Raw genomic sequence first — 19,310 nt, 5'->3', positions numbered from 1 at the left:
ATGCCTGCCGCCACTCCCTATCGCCTGCTGAGCTTATTGATGCTCATGGGCGGCAGTGCTGCCCATGCTCAGGCGGAAACGCTGCCAACTGACCTGCCTGCGTTGGGTGCGATGCCCGAGGCTGCTTCAGTGGTGGGCGTTTCGTCGGGGGGCTACATGGCCACGCAGCTGGCCGTTGCCTGGCCGGAGCGTTTCAGCGGCGTTGGGGTGCTGGGCGCAGGCCCTTGGGGCTGTGCCCAGGGGGCGCTGAGCCTGGCGCTCAACCAGTGCATGATGACCCGCCGAGGCTTGCCTTCACTGGACACGCTGGAACAGCGCCATGAGCGCTATATGGCGCTGGAGCAAGTAGGCAGCCGCGAGGCGCTGCGCCAGCTCAGAACCTACGTGTGGCATGGCGATGCCGATGCAACGGTTTCACCCGCGTTGGGTGATCTGTTAGCCAAACAGTGGCAAGGTTGGCTGGCAGAGCCCGACGAGCAGCTGCGCTATGTGCAGCGTGAAAACACCGGGCACGGCTGGCCGGTGGCCATGCCCAAGGATGCCCCCATCGACCCGCAATCCTTGGGCGACTGCCACCTGGGCGGCGGTAGTCACGTACTGGCCTGTGGCGACAATGTGGCCGCCGATATGCTGGACTGGCTCTACCCCGAGCGGCCAGTGCAGGAGAGTGAAGGCGAGTTACGGCGCTTCGATCAGTCCGAGTTTGCCGTCAAGGGCTTGGCCGATACGGGCTATGTCTTCGTGCCCGAAACGTGTGACGCGGGAGGCTGCCCCGTCACCGTGGCGTTGCATGGCTGCCAGATGAATGACGAAGCGATTGGCGACACCTTTGCTCGCTACAGCGGCCTGAACCGCTGGGCCGAGGAGCACGGGCAGATCATCCTCTACCCCCAGACCGAAAGCAGCATGGCCAACCCGCAAGCCTGTTGGGACTGGTGGGGGTTTGCCGAAAGTACATGGCAAATCAACCCTTTGCATGACACCCGTGAAGGCACGCAGGCCAAAGCCCTGATGGCCATGGTCGAGCGACTCCAAGAGGCGCCCGACGCTCCCGCAGAGGAAAGCACGCAGGAGGCGGACTAGCCGCCCAGCTCGCTCTCCAAGGCAGATTTCAACCCATGGGGGGTGGGCGAGTAGAGCACTCGCTGCAGGATGGTTCCCTCGCGGTTCACCAGAAACAGTGACGCACTATGGTCGATGGTATAGGCCATGGCGGAATCCGGCGCCTCGACACGGCGCCAGATGACGCCATAGCGCTCGGCAACATCGCTCAACTGCTCCTGGCTGCCCACCAGCCCCACGAACTCCTCGCCGAAAAACTGCATGTATTCATTCATGCGCTCCAGCGTATCGCGTTCCGGGTCCACGGTGATCATCACCGGCACCACACGCTCACGCTGCTGTTCGTCCAGCTGTGACAGCACTTGGCGCTTTACGGCCTGGTTCATGGGGCAGACGTCTGGGCAGTAGGTGTAACCGAAAGAGACCACGGCGATCTCGTCGTCATCCAGTTGGGTCAGCGTAAAGTCGCCGTGGGTGGAGGGCATGGCGATGGGACCGCCTTGCGGCTCGCCGTCGTTCGACGGGGTGGCCAGCTGGTACATCCCGACGGCGCTGACCGTCAACAGGACCCCCAGCAGTGCCAATCCCCACACCAGCGGTTTACGTTTATTTGCTGCGGCCATGCCTTCAGCTCCTTGTGACATCGAAATCGAACCAGCTACCCAGTTTGCCCTCGGGCGTATCGAGAATGACCCGTGCTCGCCAGGGCATGACCTCCTGGGTGCAAATGCCCACCTGACCCTGGCCATGGAAATGTCCGGGCGCCGTTTCGGTGAGCGTGAAACGGTGCAAGCCCATGTCCATGTCTCGGCCCACGAAGTCGACGGTCACCTGACTGGCGCTGACGCCGTCCACTTCGACGTCCAGAGGCAGCACTTCCAGCGCCTGGATACGCCCATGGGCATCGATGGAGAGGGATAGGTGCCCCTTGTCTCCCAGCGTTGCCGAACATTGGCTAGTATGCAAGTTGCACTCACCGCTGGGCGAGAACCAGACCACATCGCTGTCGCCCTTCAGCCAGTTGGCAAAGGCATACCAGGTGCAGGCCGCCAGCGCGAGGCCCGTGACCAGTATCAACACTTTCAGCGCTGGAAAACCCGTCAGCTCGACGGGTTTAGGCAATTTCTTCATGGCAGAATAGTCGCTACGCAAGCCGTGAGGCGGGGAAGTTGGATTCATGGTAACAGCTATCCAGCGGATGTCGCTGTGCTGGGATGTCGCACTTGATAAGGAAAACAAATGGAGAGTATTACGGGCGCGCTTGGCCCCCTGTTTCTACTGATTCTGCTGGGCGTTCTACTAGGCAACCGCCACTGGCCCAGCAGTGAGTTCTGGGTACAGATGGAGCGCTTGATCTACTTTGTGCTGTTCCCCGCCATGCTGGTGGGCACGTTGGCTACCGCGGACGTCAGTCAGGTTCCTGTCGGGCGGCTGGCGCTGGTGCTGCTGGGCGCGATGGCCCTGTTCGGTATGGCGCTCTGGCATTTTCGGGGCTGGTTGGCACTGGAGCCAGCGGCGTTCACGTCCGTTTTCCAGGGGGCCGTCCGTTTCAATACCTACGTGGGTGTCGCGGGTGCCGCCGCGCTGCATGGCAGCCTGGGAGCCACGACGGCTGCCGTGGCCGTGGCGCTGATGGTGCCTATCGTCAACGTGATGTGCGTCGCCAGCTTTGTGGCTGCGGGCACCCTGGGCAGTGCCAGCGTGGGCAAAAGCGCCCTGGCGCTGATCAAGAATCCGCTGATTCTGGGCTGTCTGCTGGGGATTGCCTTGAACGTGAGCGGCATCGGCCTGCCCGGCTGGAGCGAAGACACCGTCTCGCTGCTGGGGGGCGCTGCCTTGCCGCTGGGACTGGTGGCTGTCGGGGTGGCGCTGCGCCCGCGTGCGTTGCTGCGCTTCGACCGCGGTGTGCTGGCCACCAATACCATCAAGCTGGTATTGATGCCTGTATTGGTGCTGGTGTTGGCCTGGGCGTTGAGGCTGGACCCCGTCAGCCGAGACGTGGCGCTGCTCTTTGCGGCGCTGCCCACGGCTACATCGGCCTATATCTTGGCGCGACAGCTGGGCGGCGATGCCGAGCTCATGGCGGCGATCATCACTGGACAGACGCTATTGGCGATGCTGACGCTGCCGATGTGGCTGCAATGGGTGGGGGGATAAAAATAAATAAAAACCATTAGCATTTGAGTTGACGGATTAAATGAGAACTATTACATTATGGGTGTGGCGTTTGATGAGACGCCACAGGCCAAGACAGAAACCGCCAGTTTCCTGTCATGGTTTCTCCCTCTCATTGCTAGTCACGGTCTTTTGCCGCTCCATTGGAGCGGCTTTCTTTTTTGGTGGGTCAGTTGCGGCAGAGACCGGACGTCAGGCTTCCCGGCGGTAGATCAAGTCCCATACGCCGTGACCGAGCTTCTCGCCGCGCGCTTCGAACTTGGTGAGCGGGCGGAATTCCGGGCGCGGTACATAGGGGGCCGTGTCTTGATCGGCGGTGTTGGCATAGCCAGGGGCCGCCTCCATCACCTCGGCCATCCATTCGGCATAGGCTTCCCAGTCGGTGGCCATATGGAAGGTGCCGCCGGGCATGAGGCGCGTGCGAATGAGCTCCACGAAGGCTGGCTGGACGATGCGCCGCTTGTGGTGTTTCTTCTTCGGCCATGGGTCGGGGAAGAAGAGCTGCAGGGTCGTCAACGAGCCTTCGGGCAGGCACTGCTCCAGCACGGCCAGGGCGTCTTCGCGGTAAACCCGCAGGTTGGTCAGGCCGCGTTTGTCGACCTCGTCCAGCAGTTTGCCCACCCCGGGGGCGTGTACTTCGATACCGATAAAGTCGGTATCCGGGTGGGTTTCGGCCTGCTCGATCAGCGAATTACCCATGCCAAAGCCGATTTCCACCACGCGGGGGGCTTGGCGGCCAAACAGGGCATCCAGATCCTGGCGGCCATCGGCAATGGTCAAGCCCAGGCGTGGCCATACTTCTTCAAGCCCGCGCTGCTGGGCCTGGGTCATGCGCCCGGCACGGATCACGTAGCTTTTGATGCCGCGACGGTGCAGCGGTGCGTCGGCACTTTCGGGGCCAGTGGTGTTGCCGTTCGGCACAGTGTCGTTGGTGTCGGTCATGATGTCTCTGTATCAGCCGTTGATTCGGCCAGCAAATGGCGAAGAGGGGTCGGCGCTTTGGCGGCGCGGCATGCGGCCTGCCAAGAACGCATCGCGGCCAGCCTCGACGGCGAGCTTCATGGCGTTGGCCATGCGCAGCGGGTCGCGTGCGTGGGCAATCGCGGTATTCAGTAGTACCCCGTCGCATCCTAGCTCCATGGCCATGGCGGCATCCGAGGCCGTCCCGATGCCGGCATCTACCAATACGGGGACCTTGCTCTGCTCGACGATCAGGCGCACGTTGTGCGGGTTCTGAATGCCGTGGCCCGAGCCAATCAGCGAGCCCAGCGGCATGATGGCGCAGCAGCCCATGGCTTCCAGCTCGCGTGCCACAATCGGGTCATCGCTGGTGTACACCATCACGTCGAAACCATCAGCCAGCAGTGTCTCGGCCGCTTTTAGCGTCTCGACCACGTTGGGGTAGAGCGTATGGTCATCGCCGAGCACTTCCAGCTTGACGAGGTTGTGGCCATCCAGCAGTTCGCGGGCCAAGCGGCAGGTGCGCACGGCATCTTTCGCGTTGTAGCAGCCAGCGGTATTGGGCAGCAGGGTGTACTGCTTGGGCGAGATGACGTCGAGCAGGTTCGGCGCATCGGCATCTTGGCCAAGGTTGGTACGGCGCACGGCAAAGGTGACGATTTCGGCACCGCTCTGGGCAATCGCAGCACCGGTTTCGGTAAAGTCTTTGTACTTGCCGGTACCCACTAACAGGCGGGAGCTAAAATCACGTCCGGCAATGGTGAACGGTGTGTCGGTCAGTTGCGTCATAGCGATTCCTTGAAAAAGCACCGGCAGCTAGCCGCCGCCAATGGCGTGGACCACTTCGATCTGGTCGCCTGCGGCCAGCGGGGTCGCGGCCAGTTGGCTCTTGGGCACAATCTGTTCGTTGATTTCGACAGCGATCCGCCGCCCGCTCAAGCCCAGTTGGGCGACCAGGTCAGCGGCGCTCAGGCCTGGGGCAATGGCGTAGGCTTCGCCATTGAGCGTAAGCTGTATCGACTCATTGGGGGTAGACATAAACAGTAAGCACCCTGGTGGATGAGGCAAAACGGCCTCTATTGTAGCGGTTTCGACCCGTGCAAGGTATGCAGCGGGGTGAATATCTCAATGATTAACGGGGTGGCGATGCGCCGCCAACATAGGTGAAAAGGAGTAGGGCGTGCAGCGAATCGACAAGCTGTGGTGGTGTGTGGTGGCGCTTTTAGGGGCAACCATGGTGATGCTGGGGGCTTACGCCGCCCACGGGTTGGCGGCACGCACCAGCGCTGCCATGGTGGATATCGTAGAAACCGGCGTGCGCTACCAAGCGTGGCACACGCTGGCCATGCTGGCGGTGCTTGCTTGGCGCAGCCAACGTCCGCTCCCCGGTCAGCAGGTCGTACTCGCCTTATGGGCGTTAGGTGTACTGGCCTTTGCCGGTTCGCTCTACCTGATGGCGCTGGCCGGGTTGAGCGTAGGTATCGTGACGCCGATCGGCGGACTGCTGCTGATGGCCGGTTGGCTGGCCCTGGGCGTCACGGCGCTGCTAAGCCGCTCTTAATCGACGCTAGCCCAGTAGCATACGCAGCGGCATCCACAGGCCCATGCCGATCATCACCAGGTTTTCGGTGAGCGACACAAAGCCGAGCGGTACGTTGCTGTTGCCACCCACGCAGGCGCACTTGAGTTCGCGCTTATCGATGTAAACCGCTTTAAACACCGACACTGCGCCCACGGTGCCGACGAATAGCGCCAGCGGCGCGGCTACCCAAATCAGTGTACCAGCCAGCATCAACAGCCCGGCGGCGGTTTCGGCGTAGGGGTAAACGTAGCTATAGGGCACGTAGCGCTGGGCGAGCAGGTCGTAGTTGAGAAACATGGTGCTGAAGCTTTCGATATCCTGCAGCTTCTGCAGGCCCAGCAGCACCATCGCGGTCGCTACGGCAAACTCTGGCATGCGCGCCGTGAGCAGCGTGCCCTGGGTCGCCCAGCTCATCGCCAGGCCTATCAATAGCGCGACGGCAAAAATGGCCAGCACCGGGCGGTAGGTAGTCTCTTTGGCATTGGGAACGCTCATACCCAAGTGTTCGCGCACTTCTTCGTAGCCGCCGATACGCTCCCCATCGATATACACCTGCGGCGTGGTATCGACATCTTCTCGCGCCTTGAAGGTGTCGATTTCCTCGCGTGAGGTGAGGGTGTGGTCATCCACTGCGTAGCCTTTGCGCCTGAGCAGGTCGACGGTCTTCAAGCCGAACGGGCACATGTGCTCGGCGGTTTTCATCCGATACACCTGTGCGGTGTGGTGGGTCGTTGCTGCCATCATCAGCCTCCTTGTCGTCTTACGATCAACGTCCACCTTTTAGCGTAGAACCCGGTGCCACCCATAGGTCAAATGAGAGGGAAAGACCGTTGTCTGGTCCTTGACCTGTGGGTAGCCCCAAGGTGGTAAGCTTTGTAAAAGACGTTGTCATAGGAGAGCGATATGAAACGACATGCCACGGCGCTGTTGGTCTCTGGTGCTTTGATGTTCGGCGTTGCGACCGCCCACGCTGCGCTGCCCGATGAGGCGACGCTGTATAAAAGCCAGCAATGCGGCTGCTGCGATGAGTACGCGCGTCATCTTGAAGAACTTGGCGTAGACGTCACCATTATTGATGACGTCGAGCTGGGTGATATCAAACAGCAGGCGGGCGTGCCTTACGGCATGGGCTCTTGCCACACCATTGAGATAGGCAACTATTGGATTGAAGGACACGTGCCGATGGAAGCGGTTGAGGCACTGTTTGAACAGCAACCGGATGTCGATGGCATCGGCTTAGCCGGTATGCCGATTGGCACACCGGGCATGCCAGGGCCCCAAAGCGAGCCTTACAACGTTTACCTATTCAGCGACCAAGACGCCCAGCCGTTTATGACGCTGTAGGCGAAGAAGCGCCGTTACGTCGCGTAAACTCTACTGCGGGTGCTGGCTTGCCAAAATAGTAGCCTTGATACACATGGCATCCTAAGCGAGCCAGCACCCTGCACTGGTCGGCAGTTTCCGTGCCTTCGGCAATCACGTCTAATCCCAGGCTCTCTGCTAGGGCGATAATGGTGGCGGCTGCCAGATAGCTGTGGCGGGGTTTGTGCAGCGTTTCCTTAACGCCACCGGTATTCGCGTACGGGACTACCCGATGACGCTGGATCGGCTGATCGACCAGCTCCCCAAAGTGAGTTGAGCGCGTTAAAGCGTGAACGACCGCGCTGTTCGGCTGCCTAGAGTTTATCCGGCAGCGCATAGCTGGCAGTGACATGCACCACGGGGCGCGTGTCATCGCTGGCGGAAAAAATCTGCACTTCGCCCACCGCCAGGCGGCGGCCCAGCTTGATCAGCTTGGCGTGGGCAATAATGTCGTGATCGCCGGAGGCCGCGCGTAGAAAGTGGCAGTTCAGATCGCTGGTCACGGCCATCGCTTCGGGGCCAATTTGGGCGAGTATCGCCACGTACAGGGCTACATCCGCAAAGCCCATCATGGTGGGGCCTGACACGCGGGGGCCAGGGCGCAGGTGCTCATGGCCAATGCTTAGGCGCATGGTAGCGCACATCTCTCCAACGCTCTCTATCTTGCCCATTCGCTGGGGAAAGACCTCATCCAGAAAGTGCTCGATCTGCTCGACGGTCATGACGGTCATCGTTGTTGTTCTCCTTGACGTTAACGTAAGCCAGCATAAATAAAAAAACCCCAAGGCGCGAGCCTTGGGGCTTGGCAGGCCATTCAGCGGGTGCTTACTTGGCCTTGTGTACCTGGCGCCACTCGTGCAGCAGCGGTTCGGTGTAGCCAGAGGGCTGTACGCGGCCCTTGAAGATCAGGTCGGAGGCAGCTTTGAACGCGGTAGAGCCTTCAAAGTCGGCGCTCATGGCGGTGTACGTCGGGTCGCCAGCGTTCTGCTCATCGACCACTTTCGCCATGCGCTTGAGGGTTTCCTCGACACGTGGCGCATCGACGATGCCATGGTGCAGCCAGTTGGCAATGTGCTGGCTGGAGATACGCAGCGTGGCGCGGTCTTCCATCAGGCCCACGTTGTGAATGTCCGGCACCTTCGAGCAGCCTACGCCGTGCTCTACCCAGCGCACCACGTAACCCAGAATGCCCTGGCAGTTGTTATCCAGCTCTTGCTGAATCTCTTCATCCGACCAGTTGGGGTTTTCCGCTACCGGCACGGTGAGCAGGTCGTCCAGGAAGTCCGGCTCGCCCTGGGCTTCCAGCTCGCGCTGAACGTCGTTCACGTTTACTTGGTGGTAGTGTAGCGCGTGCAGGGTCGCCGCTGTGGGGGAAGGGACCCACGCCGTGTTGGCACCGGCCTTCGGGTGGCCAATCTTCTGCTCCAGCATGCTGTGCATCAAATCGGGCATGGCCCACATGCCTTTACCAATCTGGGCGCGGCCGCGCAGGCCACAGGCCAAACCGACCTGCACGTTGTTTTTCTCGTAGGCAGTGATCCACGCGGCGCTCTTCATATCGCCTTTGCGAACCATCGGGCCGGCTTCCATGGCGGTGTGCATCTCATCGCCGGTACGATCCAGGAAGCCGGTGTTGATGAAGACTACGCGTGAGGTGGCTTCGGCAATACATGCCTTGAGGTTGACCGTGGTGCGACGCTCTTCGTCCATGATGCCCATTTTCAGGGTGTCACGGCTCATGCCGAGAATGTCTTCCACGCGGCCAAATAGCTCGTTAGCGAAGGCGACTTCTTTAGGGCCGTGCATCTTCGGCTTCACGATATACACCGAGCCTGCGCGGGAGTTGCGCGGCTGGTCGGCGTCTTTCTTCAGGTCGTGCAGGGCCAGCAGCGAAGTCACCACCGCGTCCAGAATGCCTTCCGGCAGCTCGTTGCCGTTTTCGTCCAGCACTGCAGGCGTGGTCATCAGGTGGCCCACGTTGCGCACGAACATCAGCGAACGGCCCGGCAGCGTGACGGTGTTGCCATCGGTGGTTTGCCAAGTGCGGTCGGCGTGCAGCTTGCGGGTGAAGGTTTTGCCGCCTTTTTCGATGTTCTCTTCCAGGTCGCCCTTCATCAGGCCGAGCCAGTTGCTGTACACGCCGACCTTGTCTTCGGAGTCTACCGCTGCCACGGAGTCTTCGCAATCCATGATGGCGGTCAGCGCGGCTTCAACCACGACGTCTTTGACGTGTGCCGGGTCGGTCTTGCCGATGGGGTGGCTGGCATCAATCTGGATTTCCAGGTGCAGGCCGTTGTTGGCCAGCAGAATCGACTCGGGGGCAGAAGCGTCGCCGTTGAAGCCGATCAGCTTGCCTGCATCTTGCAGGCCGGTTTCACGACCGCCCTCCAGGCTGACCACCAGGTGGCCATCGCGAATCACGTATTTCACTGCATCCCGGTGGGAACCGGTGGCCAGCGGGGCGGCACGGTCCAGCACGCCACGGGCGTAAGCGATGACTTTTTCGCCGCGCTTCGGGTTGAAGCTGGTGCCTTTTTCCGCGCCGTCTTCTTCAGAGATGGCGTCGGTGCCGTACAGCGCATCGTACAGGCTGCCCCAGCGGGCGTTGGCCGCGTTCAGGGCGTAGCGAGCGTTGCTTACCGGCACCACCAGCTGTGGGCCTGCTTGCGTGGCCACTTCGCGGTCAACATTGGCCGTGGTGGCTTTCACGCTATTCGGCGCGTCTACCAAGTAACCCGCTTCTTTCAGGAAGCTGCGGTAGGCGGGCATGTCGCTGACCGGGCCGGGGTTTTCACGGTGCCAGGCGTCCAGCTTCTCTTGCAGCGTGTCGCGCTCTTCGAGCAGCTGGCGGTTTTTGGGGGTCAAATCGTGGAACAGGGCATCGACACCGGTCCAGAAGGCGCTTTCGTCGACGCCGGTGCCCGGCAGAGCCTGCTCGTTGATGAAACGGTCCAGGTCGGCTGCCACCTGTAAACGGTGACGCGTGATACGCTCGCTCATGGGGATCTCCTGTGAAGGTGCCCGTGGATTGTTCTAGTGCCACGGTTCGGGTGAAGGGTGATTTATGGAAAATACTTCCACACCTGCGGTGGCATGTAAACAGGGTAGACCCGAAAGCGGTAAAATGCTCGACCAAATGATGAGAGTGGCCCCGCTGCCGCTGCGATCAAGCGCTGTTTCGCCAGCCCATGGATGTGTCGTGTTCACGGAGAGACGTTGATGCATAATTTCCAGCATTTGGAAGGCCTGTTTCGCCAGGCATCCGGCGATTCGCCGTTCTCTCTCTTGAGGCCGGGCGAGGCACTCATGGACGCCATGCACGACTACTTCTGCCATTACGGTTTGGCGGCCTTACTGAGCGACACCCATGAGGTGCACGCTGGTTTCATCGATACCGGCCGGTTTACGCTCTGGTGCCAGGTATGGAGCCCGCCTGCACCGGTAGGCACGGCGTTTGTGATTCACGGCTATTTCGACCACCTGGGGCTGTATCGCCATTTGCTGGGCCGCTTGCTGGCCAAAGGCTGGCGTGTGGTGCTGTGGGATTTGCCCGGCCACGGGCTTTCCAGCGGCCCCCGGGCCGAGATCGAAGACTTCGACGACTACCAGCACTGCCTGACTTACCTGCAAGAGGCGCTGCAGGTATATGGCATGGCGCCTACGCCGTGGCTGGGGGTCGGGCAGAGTACCGGCGCGGCCATTCTGGCCACGGATGCGTTGACGCGCCAAGACGAGGCAGGCTGGGCAGGCATCGTGCTGCTGGCACCCCTGGTACGGCCCTGGCGCTGGAGCCAATCCAGCTGGCTTCACTTGATTGCCAGCCCGTTCGTCAAGGAGCTACCGCGCAAGTATCGGCCCAACTCCACCGATGAGCAGTTCACCGAATTCCTGCGTGACCAGGACCCGTTGCAGCCTGAGCGGCTGAGCGTGGCGTGGATTACCGCCATGCGCCGCTGGATGCCCCGGCTGCTGGCGCTGGAGCCCAGCCCGCTACCCACCTTGATTCTTCAAGGCGAGCAGGACCTCACGGTCGATTGGGAGTGGAATCTGGCCATTCTGGCGGAGAAGTTTCCCAATGCCGAGATTCACCGCCACCCGGAGGCGCGCCACCACTTGGTGAACGAAGCAGATCCTATCCGTGAAGTGCTGTTTGAAGCGCTGGATCGCTTTATCGAGAACGTGCATTAAGCTCCCTTCAATAGCCGATCCAACTGCCGGTAGCCGATGGCTTCGATAAAGTGCGGCTGAGAGGGCTTGGGTTCGCCCTGCAGATCGGCCAGCGTCAGCGCCACGCGCAGTACCCGGTGGTAGGCGCGGGCGGAGAGCTTGAGCTTTTCCAGTACGCCAGCGAGCCAGGCGCGCTCTTCATCGTTGAGGGCGCAGGCGGCTTCCAGCGCTTTACCGTTGAGCTGGCTGTTGAGCGCGCCCCGAGCCATTTGCCGCTCCCGAGCTGCCATCACCCGCTCGCGCACGGCGCTGGAGGGCTCGCCCTGGGTTTGTGCGGTGAGCTGCTCCGGTGGCAGCGCGGGTACTTCCACCTGCAGGTCGATGCGGTCCAGCAGCGGGCCAGAAAGCCGCGCCTGGTAGCGCTGAATCTGGCTGGCGCTGCACTGGCAGCGGCTTCGCGGGTCGCCCAGGTGCCCGCAGGGGCAGGGATTCATGGCGGCAACGAGCTGAAATTGAGCAGGGTAGCGGCGCTCATGGCTGGCGCGGGAGAGGTGAATTTCGCCTGTCTCCAGCGGCTGACGCAACACTTCCAGCACGTGGCGGGAGAACTCCGGCAGCTCGTCCAGAAACAGCACGCCGTGGTGTGCCAGCGAGATTTCCCCCGGCTTGGGCTTCGAGCCGCCCCCAACCAACGCAGCGGCGCTGGCACTGTGGTGGGGCTGGCGGAAGGGCCGCTGGCCCCAGTCGGCTTCCAGCGCCAAGCCGCATACCGAGCGCACCGCCGCCACCTCCAGGGCGTCGTCCTCGGAAAGCGGCGGCAGAATGCCGGGCAAGCGGCTGGCCAGCATGGTTTTGCCGGTGCCGGGTGGGCCTGCAAACAGCAAGTTGTGGCCCCCGGCGGCGGCCACTTCCAGCGCCCGGCGGGCCTGGTGCTGGCCGCGCACATCGGCCAGGTCGGCCATGGGCGTGGTCGATTTGGCCGATGCCGAGAGCTGGTGGGGTGGGATCTTTTCCTGGCCTAGCAGGTGGGCGACGACTTGCCAGAGAGAGTCGGCGGGCAGCACCGGTAGATCGCCCGCCAGGGCAGCTTCATCGGCGCAGGCGCGGGGCACGATCAACGCCTTGTTGGTACGGCGAGTGGCCAGGGCAAAGGGCAGCACGCCGGGTACCGCCCGCAGCTTGCCATCCAGGGCCAGCTCGCCTGCGCACTCCATGCCTTCCAGCGCATCCACCGGGATTTGGCCCGACGCCGCGAGAATGCCCAGCGCAATCGGCAAATCGAAACGGCCACCCTCTTTGGGCAGGTCCGCCGGGGCGAGGTTGAGGGTAATGCGCTTGGTGTTGGGGAAATCGAAGCCCGCGTTGATCAAGGCGCTGCGCACCCGCTCGCGGCTCTCCTTCACGGCGGTTTCCGGCAGGCCCACCAGTGTCAGGCCCGGCAAGCCATTTGCCAGATGTACTTCGACATGCACCGCAGGTGCTTCCAACCCCACGCCCGCCCGCGTGGCCACAATCGCTAATGTCATGGCGCTCCCTCGCAACGTCTCTCAATCGGCTCACTCAGTTTAATGGGCCTGCTCGTTGGCTAAGCCTACTTTATTTCAAGCGTTGAGCGCTACTGAGTGGCCAGCGAGTAAAGCGTTAATGTGCCCCCTGGGCGTTCAATGCGCTGGTCAGCTCTCAAGAACGCTTCTTTGGTCTTTCTTCATTGTTTTTCAGCCGCTATGTTTCAATGGCTACCTTGGTATGATAAAGGTTCGTGTACTAATGCTCATTCAGACACTCATCTTGAAAGCGTTCATGAAACGATTCGATATAGGCGTTTTGATTGGGGTTTTAAGGTTGATCTTTTCTTCGCTGAAGCGCTCCTTCATGTCCAATTTCCTTATGCATAGGAGCGGGCTCTAGAGTGTAGTGCTTCTCAAGAAAAAGGGGGGGACATCACAAAATCAACAATATTAGTTGACGCAGATGCGTTTGTATGCTAAATACAGTTAGTCATGAGGATGAATAATTAGATACCTAAAGTAGGTATTCTGATTTTTTACAGGGGTACATCTATCCTCAGCCAATATCAATCAGAGCTAGCATAAAACTGATTCCTGAATCCGTGAAGCCGGCGCCGACACTTTCCCTATCACCGCCAGCGAGCACTTTTTGATCATTCGCCCCGTGCAAGTTGGCTTTCGCAAGCCCGTTATTGCCAAAACCCACCGTGCTGATCGGTGCTGACGGCCCGTTTTGTCATGCCTTTCCACCCGCCAGGCACGACATATCTGGCGATCGCGTGTCGCCTGGAACTGCTTGTGGATAGAGTGTCGCCGATTGACGGTCAGCATGGCGTTCCTCATGGATAACGCAGTCGGCTCCGCAGCGTCTTGAGCACCGTCATGCGCCCGATATCCTGCCCGAAGTCGAGGATGATCTGCCGTGCCTTGTGAATCACGAGAGCCGCACGGTGCACCAACTCTTGTAGCACGGTGCGCAGCCGGCGCCGCTTGGCCGGGTGGCGAACCGGGCTCAGCTCGCCGGTCATGCCCAGCTGTCCCATCAGGCGCAGGATGTTGTAGGCCAACTGGGCGAGATGCAGGATCAGATCGTTGGTGGCGAACTTGCCGGACGGCAAGCGCTCCAGGTCGAGATCGGTCTTGATCTCGCTGTGAAACTGCTCATGGGTGGCATGCGCCTGGTAGCGCTTGATCACCGCCTCCGGCGCCTCGTCCAGGCTGGTCCACCAGCCTTCCAACTCATAGTCCGGTTCGAGCAGCAACTGGCCATCGCGATCGGCGGTGCGCTCTACCAGGCGCATCACGCGTTGGACGACGTATTCGGTCTTGTTGTCGTCGTGGATCGAGACGGTCTGCGTCCACAGCGCCTGGCGCTTGCCAGGACGCAGCTCTTCCCAGTAGTCCGCCGCCACCGCCAGCCAGGTATCTCGATCAGCCGTGGCCGAGCCGCGCGGGTTCCATTTGACGACATAGTCGAGCCGGCGCCCCTCGTCGGCAAAGACCTGGCGTTGCTGTTCGAGAAGCGCCAGGTGCGCCTGGCTGTCGAAGCCGCTGTCCTCGCGTAACAGGATCGGTTGCCTGGTCAAGCATTGGGCGCGAGGCAGTACCCGCTCCAGGAAGGCGTTGCTCTCCTTCATGGTGTGCTGCTTGCCAGGCCGCAGTTCCAGACCCAGGCACCACCCTTCGTTGCCCAGATAGGCGGCGATCGGGGTGTAGCCATCGACCTTCTGGTAGGTCCGCGAGACGCCTTCCTTCTTCGAGTTGCTGTTGTCCATGACGAAGGTGTCGATGTCCAGGCAGACGTGCGTCGTCTCGGCGGTGATCGGTGCTTCGATCAGTGACAGCAGGGTCGTGGACCAGGTGGCGGTGCGCGCCTGCAGGTCGTTGGCGGCAAGTTTCTCCAGCCGCTGTCGCAGCGTCGCCGCGCTCGGCACCTTCTGCAGGGTCAGCAGTTGTTGGAAGGGCTTGTCGCGGCGGAAGTTCTCGACAGCGTCATAGTCGCTCATGCCCAGACACAGCAGGCCCAGGTAGCTCTTGATCACGTCACTGGTGCGCATGCCCAGCGTGGTGGGGAAGCGGCTGTCGATGCTGTCGACGCCAGCGATCTCGAAGCATTGCCCGATGATGGACAGCCCGGCGTGGCTGGTGAGGGTGCGGCGACTGGCGCGGAACTTTATGTTGGGCATGGCACTGTCTGGGTGAATGGCGATAATGGCTATATTGCCATGCAGGTCAGTGGGTTAGAAGTGCTTCCGGGGGCCGGTCTCACGGATTCAGGTGATTGAATTACATTTTATTGCTTAAATTAATGAAAGGATGCTAAATGATGAAAAAGGTAGGAATGTTCATAGCTGCTGGTTGTTTGCTTCTGACCATGGGCAATGGCGCTTACGCTCAATCAACAGAAGCTTCTGTTACATCTAGTAGCAACCCAGGAAGAATGCTGGTTCTTAGTAGCGGCGGAGGTATTAAACAGTCATTTCTAAATGCTAATAGATCCGACTTCCCCGCGGGGACTACTTTGCCAAGAAAAACTCTTACAGATATCGAATGGCAAACCACATGGTATCCTGATGCCATTGGCCTAACTGTTGAACTGTGTTATTTTCGGCCCAACACTTCTAGTCCAGTAGGATGTGTGCCTGTCAATCCGAACTCTTCAGGCATCTCAACTGCCTTTAGTGGGCAACGCTTTGATGTCGGAAGTAAAGTTGAGCTTGTTTATAGGGCAGAAAGTGCTACTGGAATACTTCCTAGGCAGATAACTAATGCTGGTAATGATAGTGTGACTTTCAATTTCACATACTAAAAGGTGAGAAAATGAGTATTTATGGTGTGGGTAATGGTTATAACTCAAGCGCCACACTAACTTCTGTGAAAAATGAGGCTGGCAAAAATGCCAGCCTTACTCAAAGCACAGAAGTTGATGTAAAAGGCGACAATAATTTACAAGAAAAAAGCACTGTTACTCTAAGCGGTCAGGCTATTTTGGCTTCTCGATTATTCTCATCGGACAAAGGAGACTTGCCCGTACTGCCGAGCATTCGCACGAATGGCGAACATAATGGTATGCTTTCCCAGTATTTTTTAACAGAAAGTGATCGATCACTTATTTCAAAAATGTATGAGCTAGCAAATCAAGAAGGCACAGATCTTCGATATGTGGATCAGTTTGCTAAGGATCTAGGCCTTTATCGTAAATATGACGACGGCTCAATGAGATCTAGTTTTAATGGAAATTCATACGATTTACAAGGCCGAAAACAAACGGTGAGCTTTACTGAAAAGGATGCTGCTACTGCAGAAAGAATCCTTTCAGGAAAAACACTAAGCTCAACAAGTATTGATCAAGGGTTTATAAGGTGGAGGTTAGACCCTGGTCAAGGTTTCAACCTAAGTAGTGATCTTGATTATATGGAGCATATGATAAATAAATTTTCATCCACAGTTAATGAGGAAGAAAATTTTGTTGCCAAATTTACATCTTATTCACCGAGAGAAAATAACTATGTTATGCACACTGCTGATGAAATCTCGCTGCGTAGGCCTATAACTCCAGAGCTACAAGCCGACGAAGACCTAGCAAAGGTGGTATTTGATAAAATAAATACTTATAGAGATGATCTAAATGCAAGATTGCTAGAAGGATTTTTCAATAAAAGTGAGGTTGGAAAGAAAGAGCAACACTTCACAATGAGCCTATTCGACTTTCTAAAGAGCTCTTTTAAAACTACTAAATAGAGGTTTTAATAATTTGCCTATCATGGTTTGATGTGTTTAATGGCTCTACATTGCAAAACCTTGCGAAGAATAAGTATTTGATTCGGATATGCCATGTGCTGTAGAGTTGCGATAAATAAATGTTAGGTTTTGTTGATGAAAAGCCTAGGGTTTCAAAACCCTAGTATTATATGGGATGTGGTGACAATATGGTTTTTTGCTATAAGTAAATGACTGCCATAAATCTATGAAAATATCGTCGTTCCCATCGCGGATTAAAATAAAATACTTATTCTCTAAAAAGCTAAGGGCGCATCGTTTGAGAAAATATACTCACTTTAGTTTTCTGTCTAACCAAAGTGTAAAAATATTCGTGTGCTTTAAGTGTAATGCTGGAAAGCACGATGTGTGACGAGACTCCATTAATCCCGGCTTATTCATGAGTATGCTGATTGAGCATCGCGAAGCCCCAGGTTGCTGGCACCGACTCCCAGCAGCCGTATTTGCGGTGTGAATACCTGCCGATATATACCCAAACAGTACGGTTTCTTTGTTGCTATATAACCTTCAGTAATCGATTCCGGCCATCAGGGCAGCCGTGATCGCCAGCCATCGTGATGGCCGCCTTGCGCTTGGATCGGTTGTGATATCAACCGTGTATCAGCTCAGTGCGGTCAGCTTCGGTAGCCCCTTAAGCAAGGTGGGCCACCATTTGTCAGCGGCATCGCCAAGGTGAACAGTGATGCGCCGGGCGTGTAGCGAGATAGTGGACGCGATCTTGAGGACTTGCTCGCGCATCCGGCTCAGGCTCCAGCCCTGGTGGGTTTGCCGCTCCAGGAGGCAGCGCAGTCCATGCAAGACCTGGTAGGCGTAGAGACTCAGTAGCAGGCTCACTTCGTTGCGGGCCATCACCTCTTGAACGGTGGAAGCGCCGCGGTCGGTCGAGGAGAGATGCACGTCGAGTGCTGATTTCACCTCGCCCATGTGCGCCTCGGCACTGCCGCGCTTACGGTAGAGCGCCAGAACCTTCTCCGGCGGCCAGTCGAACTTGCCGAGGTTGGTGACCAGGAAGAAGGCATGCAGCAGCAGGTCATCGGGGCGTTCCTGCACCACCAGCACCACGCGACCCCCCTCTGGCAGGATAGTTGTCACCCTCTGATTTCAACCAGATAGGCGGCAAGGAAAGTATCGTGGCCCGTTATTCCGAAGAACGCAAAGAAGCTGTACTGAGCAAGCTCTTGCCTCCCTACAATATGACTGTGGCTGAGCTGGCCCGGCAGGAAGGCATCTCCGAGCCGACCCTTTATACTTGGCGCAACAAAGCCAAATCAGAAGGACGTCCCGTGCCCGGTCGCAAAGCCACATCAGAACAATGGTCAGCTGAAGCCAAGCTCGCAACCGTCATCGAAACCGCAGCCTTTTCTGAGGCGGAGCTCAGCCAGTATTGCCGGGAGAAGGGCCTGTACCCTGACCAGGTAAAGCAGTGGAAAGCGGAGTCCTTGCAGGGCTTCCAGCGCAGTGCCGAACAGGAAAAGGCCATCCGCCAGCAAGCCCGTAGCGACAAGCAGGAAATCAAGCAGTTACGCCGGGAGCTACGGCACAAGGAGAAAGCTCTGGCTGAAGCCGCTGCCTTATTGGTGCTGAGAAAAAAGCTCAATGCGCTCTGGGATCAGGACAGCAACGAGGACGAATGACCTCAAACCCGGAGCGCCAGATCATCGTTAGTCTGATCCAGCAAGCGAACCGTGACGGTGCCCGTCTGGTCAAGGCCTGTGCTGAAGCCGGTATCTGTTTGCGCACCTACCGTCGCTGGTATCGCAACGGTGCTGTGCAAACCGACAAGCGCCCCACCGCCGTTAGAACGGCTCCAGCCAACAAGCTGACGATAGCGGAGCAGGAGCAGATTATCGAGCTGTGCAATAGTCCGGCCTACAGCCAGCTGCCACCAAGCCAGATCGTACCTGACCTGTTGGATAAGGGTGTGTATGTCGCGTCGGAGTCGACCTTCTACCGCGTACTCAAGGCGGTAGGCCAACTGCATCATCGCGGACGGTCACTGGCACCTAAACGCAGCCCAGCGCCAACAACTCACAAAGCTAGCGGCCCCTGCGAGGTCTGGTGCTGGGATATTACCTACTGCCCGAGTGTTGTCCGCGGGCAGTTCTACTACCTGTACATGTTTGAAGATCTCTACAGCCGCAAGATCGTCGGTTATGAGGTTCATGAAGCCGAGAGTGGCGAGTATGCCGCCCAGCTTCTGCAACGTAGCCAGCTGCGAGAACAGTGCCTGCACAAGCCGCTGGTACTGCACTCGGACAACGGTGCGCCAATGAAAGCGCAAACCATGAAAGCGAAACTGGAAGAGTTGGGCGTGCTGCCCTCATACAGTCGCCCACGTGTGAGCAACGACAACGCCTTCGCTGAGTCGTTGTTCCGGGTGCTGAAGTACCGCCCCCATTGGCCTTCCCGTGGGTTTAAATCGCTGGATGAAGCCCGGCTATGGGTAGACCGGTTCGTTCGCTGGTATAACACTGAGCACCGTCACAGCAAACTGCGCTTCGTGACACCGGAGCAACGCCACAATGGCGAAGACGCTGTGCTGCTGGAGCAGCGCAGACGGGTACTGGAGAAAGCCAGGCAAAGCGCACCATCACGCTGGGGTCAACGCTCCGTGAGAAACTGTGAGCCTGTTGGGCCGACGACACTGAACCCGGAAAAAGAGCCGACTATGCAGCAAGCAGCATAGCATGAAAACAGTGACAACTATCTTGAAA

The 19,310-nt window shown here is 58.6% G+C and carries 19 protein-coding genes and 2 pseudogenes; 8 read left to right on the top strand and 13 right to left on the bottom strand.

Features of this window, described 5'->3' with window-relative positions:
- Window positions 1-1,083 (top strand): alpha/beta hydrolase family protein, encoded by a 1,083-nt coding sequence (locus RVM26_RS14925; protein ID WP_498939469.1) that lies wholly within the window; start codon window positions 1-3, stop codon window positions 1,081-1,083.
- On the opposite strand, the gene RVM26_RS14920 is transcribed toward RVM26_RS14925, so the two are convergent.
- On the bottom strand, window positions 1,080-1,685 hold the full coding sequence (locus RVM26_RS14920; RefSeq protein WP_016915439.1) for an SCO family protein: 606 nt from the start codon (window positions 1,683-1,685) through the stop codon (window positions 1,080-1,082). The genes RVM26_RS14925 and RVM26_RS14920 overlap by 4 nt on opposite strands.
- A gap of 4 nt (window positions 1,686-1,689) precedes the next feature.
- Window positions 1,690-2,241, bottom strand: coding sequence for a hypothetical protein (locus RVM26_RS14915; RefSeq protein WP_240525289.1), 552 nt, complete (start codon window positions 2,239-2,241; stop codon window positions 1,690-1,692).
- A 60-nt stretch (window positions 2,242-2,301) separates the two neighbouring features.
- Between RVM26_RS14915 and RVM26_RS14910 the strand changes: the two genes are divergently transcribed.
- Window positions 2,302-3,219, top strand: coding sequence for an AEC family transporter (locus tag RVM26_RS14910; protein WP_287807071.1), 918 nt, complete (start codon window positions 2,302-2,304; stop codon window positions 3,217-3,219).
- Window positions 3,220-3,429: 210 nt separating this feature from the next.
- Here the strand turns inward: RVM26_RS14910 and trmB are convergent, their stop codons facing one another.
- From trmB to thiS, 3 genes are read right to left on the bottom strand one after another with little or no spacing between them, the layout of a single operon-like run.
- A complete protein-coding gene (trmB, locus tag RVM26_RS14905) occupies window positions 3,430-4,179 on the bottom strand; it encodes a tRNA (guanosine(46)-N7)-methyltransferase TrmB (protein WP_144981413.1) in 750 nt (249 codons plus the stop codon).
- Window positions 4,180-4,191: 12 nt separating this feature from the next.
- On the bottom strand, window positions 4,192-4,986 hold the full coding sequence (locus RVM26_RS14900; protein WP_287807074.1) for a thiazole synthase: 795 nt from the start codon (window positions 4,984-4,986) through the stop codon (window positions 4,192-4,194).
- A 27-nt stretch (window positions 4,987-5,013) separates the two neighbouring features.
- Window positions 5,014-5,235, bottom strand: coding sequence for a sulfur carrier protein ThiS (thiS, locus tag RVM26_RS14895; RefSeq protein ID WP_193461325.1), 222 nt, complete (start codon window positions 5,233-5,235; stop codon window positions 5,014-5,016).
- A gap of 142 nt (window positions 5,236-5,377) precedes the next feature.
- On the opposite strand from thiS, the gene RVM26_RS14890 reads away from it, so the two are divergent.
- Window positions 5,378-5,758, top strand: coding sequence for a DUF423 domain-containing protein (locus RVM26_RS14890; protein ID WP_193461324.1), 381 nt, complete (start codon window positions 5,378-5,380; stop codon window positions 5,756-5,758).
- A 6-nt stretch (window positions 5,759-5,764) separates the two neighbouring features.
- Here the strand turns inward: RVM26_RS14890 and RVM26_RS14885 are convergent, their stop codons facing one another.
- Window positions 5,765-6,520: a glutaredoxin gene (locus RVM26_RS14885; RefSeq protein WP_498939466.1), complete on the bottom strand. Its 756-nt coding sequence runs from the start codon at window positions 6,518-6,520 to the stop codon at window positions 5,765-5,767.
- 162 nt (window positions 6,521-6,682) lie between these two features.
- Between RVM26_RS14885 and RVM26_RS14880 the strand changes: the two genes are divergently transcribed.
- Complete coding sequence (locus tag RVM26_RS14880; RefSeq protein WP_498939464.1) at window positions 6,683-7,123, top strand: DUF411 domain-containing protein; 441 nt, start codon at window positions 6,683-6,685, stop codon at window positions 7,121-7,123.
- Here RVM26_RS14880 and RVM26_RS14875 read toward each other — a convergent pair.
- The 3 genes from RVM26_RS14875 to RVM26_RS14865 all read right to left on the bottom strand — a co-directional run bounded on the left by RVM26_RS14875 (window position 7,110) and on the right by RVM26_RS14865 (window position 10,141).
- Window positions 7,110-7,271: an EAL domain-containing protein gene (locus RVM26_RS14875; RefSeq protein WP_498941776.1), complete on the bottom strand. Its 162-nt coding sequence runs from the start codon at window positions 7,269-7,271 to the stop codon at window positions 7,110-7,112. The genes RVM26_RS14880 and RVM26_RS14875 overlap by 14 nt on opposite strands.
- A gap of 184 nt (window positions 7,272-7,455) precedes the next feature.
- Window positions 7,456-7,872 (bottom strand): PaaI family thioesterase, encoded by a 417-nt coding sequence (locus RVM26_RS14870; RefSeq protein WP_498939462.1) that lies wholly within the window; start codon window positions 7,870-7,872, stop codon window positions 7,456-7,458.
- Between the two features lie 94 nt (window positions 7,873-7,966).
- Window positions 7,967-10,141 carry a malate synthase G gene (locus tag RVM26_RS14865; protein WP_498939461.1) on the bottom strand — a complete coding sequence of 725 codons (2,175 nt, stop codon included), beginning with the start codon at window positions 10,139-10,141 and terminating at the stop codon, window positions 7,967-7,969.
- 219 nt (window positions 10,142-10,360) lie between these two features.
- Between RVM26_RS14865 and RVM26_RS14860 the strand changes: the two genes are divergently transcribed.
- Window positions 10,361-11,329 carry an alpha/beta hydrolase gene (locus RVM26_RS14860; protein WP_498939459.1) on the top strand — a complete coding sequence of 323 codons (969 nt, stop codon included), beginning with the start codon at window positions 10,361-10,363 and terminating at the stop codon, window positions 11,327-11,329.
- On the opposite strand, the gene RVM26_RS14855 is transcribed toward RVM26_RS14860, so the two are convergent.
- From RVM26_RS14855 to RVM26_RS14845, 3 genes and pseudogenes are all read right to left on the bottom strand, one after another.
- Window positions 11,326-12,834 (bottom strand): YifB family Mg chelatase-like AAA ATPase, encoded by a 1,509-nt coding sequence (locus tag RVM26_RS14855; protein ID WP_287807084.1) that lies wholly within the window; start codon window positions 12,832-12,834, stop codon window positions 11,326-11,328. The two genes, RVM26_RS14860 and RVM26_RS14855, sit on opposite strands and share 4 nt — an antisense overlap.
- 199 nt (window positions 12,835-13,033) lie before the next feature.
- A pseudogene (locus tag RVM26_RS14850) lies at window positions 13,034-13,141 on the bottom strand (integrase core domain-containing protein); the annotation flags it as partial.
- Between the two features lie 514 nt (window positions 13,142-13,655).
- Complete coding sequence (locus tag RVM26_RS14845) at window positions 13,656-15,002, bottom strand: IS1380 family transposase (protein WP_498939457.1); 1,347 nt, start codon at window positions 15,000-15,002, stop codon at window positions 13,656-13,658.
- A gap of 137 nt (window positions 15,003-15,139) precedes the next feature.
- On the opposite strand from RVM26_RS14845, the gene RVM26_RS14840 reads away from it, so the two are divergent.
- On the top strand, window positions 15,140-15,625 hold the full coding sequence (locus RVM26_RS14840) for a hypothetical protein (protein WP_498939455.1): 486 nt from the start codon (window positions 15,140-15,142) through the stop codon (window positions 15,623-15,625).
- A gap of 11 nt (window positions 15,626-15,636) precedes the next feature.
- Window positions 15,637-16,557: a hypothetical protein gene (locus tag RVM26_RS14835; RefSeq protein WP_498939453.1), complete on the top strand. Its 921-nt coding sequence runs from the start codon at window positions 15,637-15,639 to the stop codon at window positions 16,555-16,557.
- Between the two features lie 639 nt (window positions 16,558-17,196).
- On the opposite strand, the pseudogene RVM26_RS14830 reads toward RVM26_RS14835, so the two are convergent.
- Window positions 17,197-17,661 (bottom strand): annotated as a pseudogene (locus RVM26_RS14830) (transposase); the annotation flags it as partial.
- A 65-nt stretch (window positions 17,662-17,726) separates the two neighbouring features.
- Between RVM26_RS14830 and RVM26_RS14825 the strand changes: the two are divergent.
- A protein-coding gene (locus tag RVM26_RS14825; RefSeq protein ID WP_498939451.1) for an IS3 family transposase occupies window positions 17,727-19,282 on the top strand; the annotation gives its coding sequence in 2 pieces (ribosomal slippage) (window positions 17,727-18,189 and window positions 18,189-19,282; 1,557 coding nt in all).
- Window positions 19,283-19,310: the final 28 nt, after the last annotated feature.

The organism is Halomonas sp. KM072 (assembly GCF_050710315.1).
In the GTDB taxonomy this organism is placed as follows: domain Bacteria; phylum Pseudomonadota; class Gammaproteobacteria; order Pseudomonadales; family Halomonadaceae; genus Vreelandella; species Vreelandella hamiltonii.
The sequence above is the reverse complement of the archived record's forward strand: the minus strand, read 5'-3'. Positions and strand labels throughout refer to the sequence as shown.